Annotated in this window: 10 protein-coding genes; 6 read left to right on the top strand and 4 right to left on the bottom strand. The window is 67.7% G+C overall.

All coding sequences use genetic code 11. From position 1 onward, the window contains the following. Nucleotides 1-3: 3 nt before the first annotated feature. The 3 genes from ndk to C6I20_RS04250 are packed head-to-tail and all read right to left on the bottom strand — an operon-like array spanning nucleotide 4 to nucleotide 2,150. Complete coding sequence (gene ndk / locus C6I20_RS04260) at nucleotides 4-414, bottom strand: nucleoside-diphosphate kinase (RefSeq protein ID WP_118394828.1); 411 nt, start codon at nucleotides 412-414, stop codon at nucleotides 4-6. Nucleotides 415-474: 60 nt separating this feature from the next. Continuing rightward, nucleotides 475-807 (bottom strand): DUF4233 domain-containing protein, encoded by a 333-nt coding sequence (locus C6I20_RS04255; RefSeq protein WP_118394827.1) that lies wholly within the window; start codon nucleotides 805-807, stop codon nucleotides 475-477. A gap of 5 nt (nucleotides 808-812) precedes the next feature. Continuing rightward, nucleotides 813-2,150, bottom strand: a complete 1,338-nt coding sequence (locus tag C6I20_RS04250; RefSeq protein WP_118394826.1) for a folylpolyglutamate synthase/dihydrofolate synthase family protein — start codon at nucleotides 2,148-2,150, stop codon at nucleotides 813-815. A gap of 238 nt (nucleotides 2,151-2,388) precedes the next feature. On the opposite strand from C6I20_RS04250, the gene C6I20_RS04245 reads away from it, so the two are divergent. The 6 genes from C6I20_RS04245 to C6I20_RS04220 all read left to right on the top strand — a co-directional run bounded on the left by C6I20_RS04245 (nucleotide 2,389) and on the right by C6I20_RS04220 (nucleotide 10,269). Further along, the gene (locus tag C6I20_RS04245; protein ID WP_118394825.1) at nucleotides 2,389-4,503 is read left to right on the top strand and encodes an MMPL family transporter; all 2,115 of its coding nucleotides are present in this window, start codon (nucleotides 2,389-2,391) and stop codon (nucleotides 4,501-4,503) included. 75 nt (nucleotides 4,504-4,578) lie between these two features. After that, nucleotides 4,579-7,155, top strand: a complete 2,577-nt coding sequence (gene valS / locus C6I20_RS04240; RefSeq protein ID WP_118394824.1) for a valine--tRNA ligase — start codon at nucleotides 4,579-4,581, stop codon at nucleotides 7,153-7,155. A gap of 227 nt (nucleotides 7,156-7,382) precedes the next feature. Then, nucleotides 7,383-8,477 (top strand): PTS mannitol transporter subunit IICB, encoded by a 1,095-nt coding sequence (gene mtlA, locus C6I20_RS04235; protein WP_118394823.1) that lies wholly within the window; start codon nucleotides 7,383-7,385, stop codon nucleotides 8,475-8,477. Between the two features lies 1 nt (nucleotide 8,478). After that, nucleotides 8,479-8,790 (top strand): PTS lactose transporter subunit IIB, encoded by a 312-nt coding sequence (locus tag C6I20_RS17595; protein ID WP_118394822.1) that lies wholly within the window; start codon nucleotides 8,479-8,481, stop codon nucleotides 8,788-8,790. After that, nucleotides 8,783-9,226 (top strand): PTS sugar transporter subunit IIA, encoded by a 444-nt coding sequence (locus C6I20_RS04225; RefSeq protein ID WP_118394821.1) that lies wholly within the window; start codon nucleotides 8,783-8,785, stop codon nucleotides 9,224-9,226. The genes C6I20_RS17595 and C6I20_RS04225 overlap by 8 nt, the downstream gene beginning before the upstream one ends. Next, nucleotides 9,223-10,269, top strand: a complete 1,047-nt coding sequence (locus C6I20_RS04220) for a zinc-dependent dehydrogenase (protein WP_118394820.1) — start codon at nucleotides 9,223-9,225, stop codon at nucleotides 10,267-10,269. The genes C6I20_RS04225 and C6I20_RS04220 overlap by 4 nt, the downstream gene beginning before the upstream one ends. An 86-nt stretch (nucleotides 10,270-10,355) precedes the next feature. Here C6I20_RS04220 and C6I20_RS04215 read toward each other — a convergent pair whose 3' ends face one another. Beyond that, complete coding sequence (locus C6I20_RS04215; protein ID WP_118394819.1) at nucleotides 10,356-12,005, bottom strand: phosphoenolpyruvate--protein phosphotransferase; 1,650 nt, start codon at nucleotides 12,003-12,005, stop codon at nucleotides 10,356-10,358. Between the last annotated feature and the right edge of the window lie 48 nt (nucleotides 12,006-12,053).

The following is a 12,053-nucleotide window of genomic DNA, read 5'->3' as shown; positions in this document are numbered from 1 at the left end:
CGGTCAGGACAGCCCGGGGAACCACAGCGCGATCTCGCGCGCCGAGGACTCCTCGGAGTCCGAGGCATGCACGAGGTTCTCGCGGTTGGACAGGGACAGGTCGCCCCGGATCGTGCCCGGCGCGGCCTGGCGTCCGTCTGTCACGCCGTTGAGCACCCGGACGACCGAGATGGCCTCATCGCCCTCGAGCACCAGAGCCACAAGAGGACCGGAGATCGCGAAAGCCCGCAGCGGCGGATACCACGGCTGCTCGACGTGCTCGGCGTAGTGCGCATCGGCCTGGGCGGCGTCGATCGCGCGATGCTCGAGCGCCACGATCTGCAGTCCCTTGGACTCGAATCGGGACAGGATCTGGCCCACCAGGCCGCGGCGTACGCCGTCGGGCTTGATCAGGACGAGGGTGCGTTGGGACATGGCGCGACCCTATCGCGGGCGGCCCGAGCACCGTCGAGGAGACCGCCGACCAGCAGTAGCTCAGGCCTCGCCGGCCTCTCGAGCCCATCTGGCCTTGTCAGCCTCGATCCGGCGGCCCAGGAAGAACGCACCGAGCCACAGCGCCGCGAACATCGCCCCGATGAAGAACATGATCGTCACGAGGAACCCGAGCGCGATCGCCCCGACCTGGATCGCGTGTCCGACGAGGTACACGCCGGGTCTGCGCAGCGCACCTGCCGTCAGGATGCACAGCAGGGCCAGCCCCAGCCCCGCCGTCAGGGCGAGCGGTGTGCTGACGCCCTCGACCGAGATCATGACCGGGACCGCGAGTGCCAGGATGATCGCCTCGAGGGTCAGCATCGCGGCGCACATCCCCCTCACTGGGGCGTACCTCCGAAGAGCACCCGCGCTTCGCCGACCGTCACGACCGATCCCGCGACCAGGACGCCGCCGCTGCCCATGGCTTCCTCGTTGCCCTCGGCGGAGTCGGCCATCGCGACCGCCTGCTCGAGAGCGTCGTCGAGCCGGTCGGCGATGATGACCCGCTCGGCGCCGAAGATGTCCTCGGCGATCTCAGCCAGCTCGGTTGCCGGCATCGCCCGGGGAGTGCTGTTCTGGGTGCACACGATCTCGGCCATGACCGGCTCGAAGATACGCAGCATCTCCTCGACGTCCTTGTCGGCCATCACACCGACGACACCGATCAGTGGGCTGAACGTGAACGCGTCCTGCACCGCCTCGACGGTCGCGTGCGCGCCGTGCGGGTTGTGCGCGGCGTCGAGCAGCACCGTGGGGCTGCGGCGCACGACCTCGAGCCGGCCCGGGGACGTCACCTGGGCGAAGGCCGCACGAACGAGCTCGGGGTCGAGCTCCTTGCTACCGGTGAAAGCCTCGACGGCGGCGAGCGCGTAGGCCGCGTTGTGAGCCTGGTGCGCACCGTGCAGCGGTAGGAAGATGTCGGAATACGCCGACGCCACACCCTGCAGGTCGATCTGCTGGCCGCCGACCGCTGTCGTGCGGTGGTTGACGCCGAAGTCCACGCCCTCGCGCAATGCAATGGCTCCGACATCGACCGCTCGCCGCATCAGGACGTCCATCACGGCGTCCTCCTGCTGCGCGATCACGACGTGCGAGCCGGGCTTGATGATTCCGGCCTTCTCGATCGCGATGATCTCGGCGCGATCGCCGAGATAGCGCTCGTGGTCGACGCCGATCGGCGTGATGACCGCGACCTGCCCGTCGGCGACATTGGTCGCGTCCCACGATCCACCCATCCCGACCTCCACGACGGCAGCGTCGATCGGCGCGTCGGCGAATGCCGCGAACGCCATCGCCGTGATCATCTCGAAGTAGGACAGCGGGTGGGCCGCCGAGTCGTCGACGATCTGCGCGTACGCAGCGATGTCCGCGAACGCATCCACGAACAGCGCCTCGGTCAGAGGCTCGCCGTCGAGACAGATCCGCTCGGTCATCGACTGCAGGTGCGGGCTCGTGAACCGACCGGTCCGCAGGTCGAGTGCGCGGAGCAGCGCATCGATCATGCGGCTCGTCGAGGTCTTGCCGTTGGTGCCCGTCAGGTGGATCACCGGATAGGCGTGCTGTGGGTCACCGAGCAGTCGGCACAGGGCAGCTATCCGGTCGAGGGACGGCTCAAGACGGGTCTCGGGCCACCGGCCGAGGAGCGCGCGCTCGACCTCCGCGTACGTGGGTGTCATCACGACCCATTGTCGCAGCAAGTCGGGGGCGTCTCAGGGTCGCCACCCCTGCACCTTGCACTCCTCTGCCCGAAAGACTTGACGGCGAAGGCGCCAGAGCGGAAGTATTCCTAACTGGAACACATGGCATGGCGTTCGTGCTGCCAAGGCGGGCCAATTGTGTCGGTCACCGGTGCGACGATCGACAGATCGGTCCACGAACCGGTCGTCCCAGGACCACAGAAATCTCAGGAGAATCATGAATCGCAGCATTGCGGGCTGGGTCACCCATCACTGGGCCAAGTGGATCGTCCTGGTCCTGTCGCTCGTCATCATCCTGGGGGCCGGTTCGCTCGGCGCCAAGCTGACCAGCGTGCAGGAGAACGACATCGCGTCGTGGTTACCGGGTGATGCCGAGTCGACCAAGGTCATCCAGAAGTCGGCGCAGTTCTCCGACCCTGACGCCATTCCGGCGGTCGTGCTCTTCGTGCGCGACACAGGCCTGACCCCGGCCGACCTCGCCACGGCCAGGAGCGACGCCGCCAAGATCGCGAAGGTCACTGGGGTCACCGACGTCACCGCCGAGCCGATCCCGTCACAGGACGGCCAGGCCGCCCAGGTGATCGCCACGATCAACATGGGCAACGACGGCTGGGACAAGCTTCCCGGCATCGTCGATGAGATGAAGCACGCGACCCGGGGCTCCGGCGGCCTCGAGGTGCGCATCGCCGGCCCGGCAGCGCTGGGGGCCGATCAGGCGGAAGCCTTCTCCGGCATCGACGGCATTCTGCTTCTCGCTGCCCTGCTGATCGTGTTCGTGATCCTGCTGGTCACCTACCGCAGCCTCCAGCTCGCCATCCTGTTCCTGTTGTGCGGTGTCGGCGCCGTGTCGACCGCCCAGGGCGCCGTCTACCTCTTGGCCAAGTACGGCGGACTGACCGTCAACGGCCAGAGCGCCGGAATCCTCAGCGTCCTCGTGCTGGGCGCCGGCGTCGACTACGCCCTTCTGCTGGTGGCCCGATACCGCGAGGAGCTGCACAACTACGAAGACCGGCACGAAGCCATGCGGCACGCACTGCACCGCGCTGCCCCGGCAGTCATCGCGAGCGGCGCGACCGTCATCATCGGCCTGCTGTGCCTGTTGTTCGCCCAGATGAACTCGACCAGCAGCCTCGGCCCGGTGGGAGCGGCGGGCATCGCGATCGCGCTCCTGGTCATGCTGATCACGCTCCCGGCGCTCCTGGTGATCGTCGGACGGTGGATCTTCTGGCCATTCGTGCCCCGCTTCGGCGACCCGATCAAGAGCGAGACCGGCATGTGGTCCAAGGTCGGCAGCCGCATCGCGCGACGCCCGCGGGCAGTGTGGATCGGCACGAGCCTGGTGCTGGTCGGCCTGACATTCGGCATCGCGCAGCTTGACGCCAACGGGCTCAGCAACGAGGAGAGCTTCACCCAGGCACAGCCCTCGGTCGCCGCAGAGAAGAAGCTCTCCGAGCACTTCCCCGGTGGCGCGGGGTCGCCGCTCGCGGTGGTGGCCGCAACCGATCAGGCCCAAGCGGTCAAGCAGGCGCTTCGTGGCGTCGAGGGTCTCGATCCCTCCTCGGTCGAGATCAAGGGCGAGGCCGGCGGCACCTCCTACCTTGAAGGAACCCTGACGTCCGCCCCGGACTCGTCGGCGGCTTTCGCGACGGTTGAGGCGGCGCGCACCGCGGTCCATGCCGTGCCCGGCGCCGACGCTCAGGTCGGCGGCAACACCGCAGTCAACAAGGACGTGCAGAGCGCGTCGTCGGCCGACAACAAGCTGATCATTCCGATCATCCTGGTCGTCGTGCTGCTGGTGCTGGCCCTGCTCCTACGGTCGATCGCGGCACCCGTCATCCTGCTCGTCACCGTCGTGCTGTCGTTTGGCGCCGCGCTCGGCATCAGCGGGTTGGTGTTCCACCACGTGTTCAACTTCGCCGGTGCGGACTCATCCTTCCCGCTGTTCGCATTCGTGTTCCTCGTGGCGCTCGGCATCGACTACAACATCTTCCTCATGACCCGGGTGCGCGAGGAGTCGCTGAAGCACGGCACTCGGCGCGGGGCGTTGATCGGGTTGGGAGCGACCGGTGGCGTCATCACCTCGGCGGGATTCGTGCTGGCCGGCACGTTCGCGGCACTCGCGACCCTGCCGATCGTGTTCCTGGCCGAGCTCGGCTTCGCCGTGGCGGTCGGCGTCCTGCTCGACACGATCATCGTCCGGTCGGTCCTCGTGACGGCTCTCAACCTGGACATCGGACGTCACATCTGGTGGCCGAGCCAGCTGGCCCACAAGAAGGACGTCCCGGTCGGCCAGTCCCGCGACGAACCGATCCGGTCGACGGCCGACGCGTAGGACTGCATCGGCGTCGTGGGCACCCCCGGGTGCCCGCGACGCCGATGCCCGCGTCGCGAGCACGCCCGCCTAGACTTGTCCGTTGTGAACACCGTCCCCGAAAAGCCTGTCCTCGAAGGTCTTGAAGCCAGCTGGTCCGCCCGGTGGGCCGAGCAGGGCACCTACACCTTCGACCGCACCAAGACCCGCGAGCAGATCTTCTCGATCGACACGCCCCCGCCGACGGTCTCGGGATCACTGCATGTCGGGCACGTGTTCTCGTACACGCATACGGACTTGATCGCGCGATACCAACGGATGCGCGGCAAGGAAGTCTTCTACCCGATGGGGTGGGACGACAACGGGTTGCCGACCGAGCGCCGGGTCCAGAATTACTTCGGCGTGCGGTGCGATCCGTCGCTGCCGTACGAGCCGGGCTACACACCGCCGGAGAAGCCGGACCCCAAGAAGCAGGTCGCGGTCAGCCGGCGCAACTTCGTCGAGCTGTGCAACGAGCTCGTCGAGGAGGACGAGAAGGTCTTCGAGCAGCTGTGGCGCACGCTCGGCCTGAGCGTGGACTGGGCGCAGAAGTACACCACGATCGGCGACGAGTCCCAGGTCGTGTCGCAGCGGGCGTTCCTCCGCAACGTCGCCCGCGGCGAGGCCTACCAGCAGGACGCGCCCACCCTGTGGGACGTGACGTTCCAGACCGCAGTCGCGCAGGCCGAGCTCGAGGCGCGGGAGTACCCCGGCGCCTACCACCGGGTGGCCTTCCACGGAGCGGATGCTCCGGTCATCATCGAGACGACCCGACCCGAGCTCATCGCGGCCTGCGTCGCGCTGATCGCGCACCCCGACGACGAGCGCTACAAGCCGCTGTTCGGCACGACCGTGACCTCCCCGCTGTACGGGGTCGAGGTCCCGGTCGTGGCCCACACGCTGGCCGACCCCGAGAAGGGCTCGGGCATCGTGATGTCCTGCACGTTCGGCGACCTGACCGATGTCCAGTGGTGGCGCGAGCTGCAGCTGCCCAACCGGACGATCATCGGCCGTGACGGCCGCGTGCTGCGCGACACGCCGGACTGGATCAACCCCGACGCCGCCGACCGATACGCCGACATCGCCGGCAAGACGACTTTCTCGGCCCGCGAGGCGGTCGTGGTCGCCCTCAGGGAGACCGGGGATCTCGATGGCGAACCGGCGCCGACGCAGCGCATGGCCAACTTCTACGAGCGCGGCGACAAGCCGCTCGAGATCGTCTCGACCCGCCAGTGGTACCTCACCAACGGGGGCCGCAGCGCCGACCTGCGCGGCAAGCTCGTCGCCCGCGGCGGCGAGATCGACTGGGTCCCGGCCTATATGCAGTCCCGGCTGACCAACTGGATCGAAGGTCTCAATGGTGACTGGCTGGTCTCTCGCCAGCGATTTTTCGGCATCCCGTTCCCGGTCTGGTACCGCCTCGACGCGGACGGCGAGCCCGACTACGACGCCCCGATCCTGGCAGCTGAAGACAGCCTGCCGGTCGACCCGGCGTCGGAGGTGCCACCGGGCTTCGAGGAGTCGCAGCGCGGTGAGCCCGGAGGATTCCTCGCCGATCCCGACATCCTCGACACGTGGGCCACCTCGTCGCTGACGCCGCAGATCGTCTGCGGTTGGGAGCGGGACACCGACCTGTTCGAGCGCACCTTCCCGATGGATCTGCGTCCTCAGGGCCACGACATCATCCGCACGTGGCTTTTCTCGTCCATCGTTCGCAGCCACCTCGAGCACGGCGTGGTCCCGTGGGCGCACGCCGCCCTGTCGGGCTTTGTGGTCGACCCGGACCGCAAGAAGATGAGCAAGTCCAAGGGCAATGTCGTCGTGCCCGACGAGATCCTCACCAAGTTCGGTGCGGACGCGGTGCGCTGGCGTGCCGCCGGGGCGCGGCCGGGCGCGGACTCGCCCTTCGACGAGGCGCAGATGAAGGTCGGCCGCCGGCTCGCGATGAAGGTCCTCAACGCGAGCAAGTTCGTCCTGGCCGCCGAGGAAGCCTACGGCCTGGGTGCCGACGCGAGCCACCTGGACGCCGCACGGGTCACCGAGCCGGTCGACCTCGCGATGCTCAGCCGCTTGCGAATCGTCGTCGACGAGGCCACCGCGCGCTTCGAGGAGTACGACTACACGACCGCGCTGGAGGTCTCGGAGAAGTTCTTCTGGGACTTCTGCGACGACTACCTCGAGCTGGTCAAGGAGCGGTCGCGCCGCGACGACGCCGCTGCGGCCTCTGCCAAGAGCGCCTTCGTGCTCGCCCTGTCTGTCCAGCTTCGTTTGCTGGCTCCCTTCCTGCCGTACGTGACCGAAGAGGTCTGGTCGTGGTGGCAGGAGGGCTCGATCCACCGCGCAGCCTGGCCGGTCAACGACGTCGACCTGACGACCGATGCGCAGGATCCAGCGGTGCTGACCTCGGCCGCGACGGTCCTGGCGGACATCCGCGGCGCGAAGTCCATCGCCAAGGTCAGCCAGAAGACCGAGATCAGCAGCCTGCGGATCAGTGCCAGCCAGGCCAACCTCGATCTCGTGCGCCAGGCCATGGCCGATGTGCTCGCCGCCGGTCGGGTCACCGCCCAGCCGACGTACGTCGCAGACGACGACGTCGTCGGATTTGCCGTCGAGGCCACTGCCACGACGGACTGACCCCGCAGCCGCCGCGCGATCGCGCGGCGCCAAGAACCCCACACGCCCGGGCGTGTGGGGTTCTTGGCATTCCGCCCCGAGGGGGGCTCGGACTGCTCAGTTCTCCACACAAAACGACATTGATCCTTGACAAAACCACATGATCGGGCATTTGATGGAGGCGTGGCACATGTCACACGGGTTCGCGGAAGTTGCTGCGATCCCTCGCGCTCAGTCGAGGAGTCCTCATGTCCAACTACACGCCGCATGCCGCGGGTGACGGCCTCCGGGCCAAGATCCAGAGATTCGGATCCAAGCTCGCCGGAATGGTCATGCCGAATATCGGCGCCTTCATCGCGTGGGGTCTGATCACCGCGATCTTCATCCCGGACGGATGGATCCCCAACAAGGACATCGCCACCCTCGTCAGTCCGATGATCCTGTTCCTGCTGCCGCTCCTGATCGGCTTCACCGGCGGAAAGATGGTCCACGGCCATCGAGGCGGCGTAGTCGGCGCCGTCGCCACGATGGGCGTGATCGTCGGCACGGACGTGCCGATGTTCCTCGGCGCCATGATCATGGGCCCCCTGGGCGGCTGGATCATCATGAAGCTCGACGAGTCGATCGAAGGCAAGGTCAAGCCCGGGTTCGAGATGCTGATCGACAACTTCACGGCCGGGATCGTGGGCATGCTGCTGGCGATCGTCGGCCTCAAGGGCGCCGGCCCCGTCGTCGAGCACCTCACGACATGGCTCGGGAACGGCGTCGAGAAGCTCGTCGACAACAACATGCTGCCGCTCGCCTCGTTCGTGATCGAACCGGCCAAGGTGCTGTTCCTCAACAATGCGATCAACCACGGCGTGCTGACCCCGCTCGGCGTCACTGAGGCGGCCGAGAAAGGCAAGTCGGTCCTGTTCATGCTGGAGTCCAACCCCGGACCCGGTCTGGGCATCCTGCTCGCCTACTGGCTCTTCGGACCGCGCTCGTTGCGCGCCTCGGCGCCGGCAGCGATCATCATCCAGTTCTTCGGCGGCATCCACGAGATCTACTTCCCGTACATCCTGATGAAGCCCAAACTAATCCTCGCCGTGATCGCCGGCGGCGCAGCAGGCATCGCGACCTTCCAGCTCACCGGTGCCGGTCTGGTTGCCTCGCCCTCACCGGGCAGCATCTTCGCCTATCTCGCCCAGACCCCGAAGGGCTTCGGCAACTACGGCGGCATGCTCCTCGGCGTGACGGTCTCCGCGGCCGTCTCCTTCTTCGTCGCCTCGCTGCTGCTCGGTTTCGGGCACGGCAGCGATGACGAATCCGTTGAATCCGACACCGAGATGCAGGAGGCCTGACATGACCAACACCATTGACGCCAACGCCGTACGCAAGCTGATCGTGGCGTGCGACGCCGGGATGGGCAGCAGTGTGATGCTGGCCAGCACCCTGCGTGGACAGCTCAAGAAGACCAACATCACGGTCGAGCACACCCCCGTCGGTGCCATACCTGACGATGCCGACGTCGTGGTGTGTCACAAGTCCCTGGCCGAACGGGCGCGTTCCAGCGCACCCGGCAAGCCGGTCGTGACCTTCCAGGTGTTCCTCGGAGATCCGGCCGTCACTGCCTTGGTCAAGACCCTCAAGGACGGCGGGCAGGTCCATGGCTGACCTGCTCAGCCGCGACGCCGTGCAACTCGCGGCATCCGCGTCCTCCGCCGAGGAGGCCATCCGGATCACCGGTGGCGTCCTGGTCGATGCCGGAGCGGTCGACCCGACCTACGTCGACGCGATGCTCGCCCGTGAGCAGTCCGTGTCGACCTACATGGGTGAAGGCTTCGCGATCCCCCACGGCACGGTCGAGAGCAAGGACACCGTCCGCCGCGATGCGCTCTCGTTCGTGCGCTTCCCCGACGGTGTCGACTGGAACGGGCACGACGTCCGGGTCGCGATCGGCATCGCCGCGATCGGCGACAACCACGTCGGCATCCTGTCCCAGCTCGCCATGATCCTGGTCGATCCAGACCAGGCCCGACAGCTCCGCGAGGCATCCGACGTCGAGTCGGTCCTCCGTCTGCTGCAACCCTCCGAAGGAGACGACTCATGAAGGTAGTGCGCTTCTACGCCCCCGGCGATCTGCGGTACGAAGATGCCGACGAGCCGACGCCCGGGCCCGACGAGGTCAAGATCAAGGTCTGGGCAACGTCGACGTGCGGCACCGACGTCAAGATCTTCTCGGCCGGCCACCAGAACCTTGACCCGCCGCGCGTCATCGGCCACGAGATCGCCGGCGAGGTCGTCGAGGTCGGCTCGGCCGTGCCCGGTTGGCAGGCCGGCGACCGGGTCCAGGTCATTGCCGCCGTGCCATGTGGTGTGTGCGACGAGTGCACGCACGGCAAGATGTCGGTCTGCCCCAACCAGGTGTCGATGGGATATCAGTTCGACGGTGGGTTCGCGGAATTCATGATCGTGCCCCAGGCCGTGCTCAAGGTCGATGGTCTCAATCGCATCCCCGAGGGCCTCAGCTATGCCGAGGCTTCCGTCGCGGAACCGTTCGCCTGCGCGATCAACGCGCAGAACCTGGCCCGGGTCGGCGAGGGCGACGACGTCGTCGTCGTCGGTTCGGGTCCGATCGGCTGCCTGCACGTACGCCTGGCCCGCGCCAACGGCGCCCGCCGCATCACCCTGATCGAGCTCAACCGGTCCCGACTCGAGCAGGCCGCGAGCATCGTCAAGCCCGACGAGACGATCTGTGCTGGCGAGGTCGACGTCGTCGAGGCGGTCATGGACCTGACGAACGGCCGCGGTGTCGACGTCGCGATCACGGCGACCGCGGCCGGTATCGCGCAGGAGCAGGCGATCCAGTACGCCGCTCGGCAGGGTCGCATCAGCTTCTTCGGTGGCCTACCCAAGGACAAGCCGACCATCACGCTGGACTCCAATCTGGTGCACTACCGCGAGCTCACGATAGTCGGAGCCAATGGATCGTCGCCGGCCAACAACAAGGACGCGCTCGACCGGATCGCGACGGGAGCCGTCCCGGTCCTCGACCTGATCACGCACCGGTTGCCCCTGATCGACGTGCCCAAGGCGATCGACATCGTTCGCAGCGGTGAGGGCATCAAGGTCACGATCGAGCCCCAACAGTAGGAAGTCCCGATCCGAGACGCCCCGACCTGCTGCGTGCGGTCGGGGCGTCTCGCTGTCCCGGTGAGGATCCGTCCGGTGGGTCCGGCTCAGCCGAGGTGAGAAGCCGCGGCCTCGCGCGCCTCGGCGGGCCCCTTGGCGCCCAGGGCGGCCCGAGCGGCAGCCTGACAGGCCTCGAGCGTCACCCCGGCCAACGTGGCGCCGACCAGAGGCGCTGCTGTCGCGGCGGACGAGAGCGAGCTGACTCCCAGTCCGACCAGGACACAGCCGAGCTGCGGATCTGCCGCCGCCTCGCCACACACCCCGACCGGCTTGTCGGCGTCGAGCCCGGCTCCGGCGACCCTTTCGATCAGCGCCAGCAGCGCCGGCTGCCAGGGGTCGGTCAGTCTGGACAGCGACGGCGACATCCGATCGGCCGCGAAGGCGTACTGGCTCAGGTCGTTCGTGCCGATCGACACGAAGTCGACGTGCCGCAGGATGCGGTCAGCCAGCAGCGCCGCGCTCGGGATCTCGATCATGACGCCCGGCACCAGATCTCGGGCGCGAACCTTCGCTCCGAACCACTCGGCCTCGTCCTCGGTCGCCACCATCGGCGCCATGACCCAGACCGGCCCGGTTGACTCGGCCGCTGCGAGCGCAATCGCGTCGAGCTGCCGATCCATGAGTCCTTCGTCGCGCATACCCAGACGCATGCCGCGCACTCCCAGAGCGGGATTGGGCTCGTCCTTGATCGTCGCGAAGCTGACCGGCTTGTCCGATCCGGCGTCGAGCGTCCGGATCACGACCTTGCGGTCCCCCATCGCCGCGAAGACCTCGCGGTAGATCTCTGCTTGCTCCGCGACGGTCGGCTCGACATCCCGATCGAGGAAGCACAGCTCGGTGCGGAACAGGCCGACGCCCTGGACCTGCGTCTCGGCGGCCCTCCGGGCTCCTGCCCCGTCCTGCACGTTCGCGAGCACATCGATCGAGTGGCCGTCAGACGTCGCCCCTGGCGAGAGCCACGAGGCGGCAGCAGCCCCCACCGCAGCGGCGGCCTCGGTGCGTACGCGCGCGAGCTCTGGATCCGGGTCCAGGATGACCTCGCCGGTCGAGCCGTCGACCAGCACCGCGGTGCCCTCGGCAATGTCGTCGAGGCCGTCAGTGCCCACGACGCACGGGATGCCGAGCTGGCGGGCAATGATCGTGGTGTGGCTCGTCGCGCCGCCCAGCGATGTCGCGATAGCAATGATCGAGGCTGGATCCAGACCGGCGGTGTCGGCCGGGGCAAGATCGTCGGCGCACAGCACCGAGGCGACATCCGGTGTCGGGATGCCCGGCTCCGGCTGACCCGTCAGCTCGGCCACGACCCGGTCGCGAATGTCCTGCAGATCTGTCACCCGCTCGGCCATCAATCCACCGGCCGCGGCGAACATCGCGCTGAGCTCCTCGATCGCGCCGGCCGTCGACGCGCAGATGCCCATGCCTTCGTCGAGTCGCTTGTGGACCAGAGCAACGAGGCCACGGTCACGAGCCAACGACGACGTCGCCATGAGCACCTCGGACGCCGCGCCACTGGCCTGACCCGCACGCGCTGCTAGCCGGTCAGCCACGAGCGAGGCCGCCTCACTGAATCGCGCCGCGCCCACCTCGGGGTCCGGGGCATCCTCGTCCCGCGGGATCTCGGGCCGTGGCATCGGCCGGACGACAGGGCCGACCCCAATGCCCGGAACCACACCGTTGCCATGGAGAATCGTCGACATCTGGACTCCTTGAGCGTCACGGAGGGCTGTGATGCACCTCACGAGGTT

It is taken from the genome of Aeromicrobium sp. A1-2 (assembly GCF_003443875.1).
In the GTDB taxonomy this organism is placed as follows: Bacteria; Actinomycetota; Actinomycetes; order Propionibacteriales; family Nocardioidaceae; genus Aeromicrobium.
The sequence above is the reverse complement of the archived record's forward strand: the minus strand, read 5'-3'. Positions and strand labels throughout refer to the sequence as shown.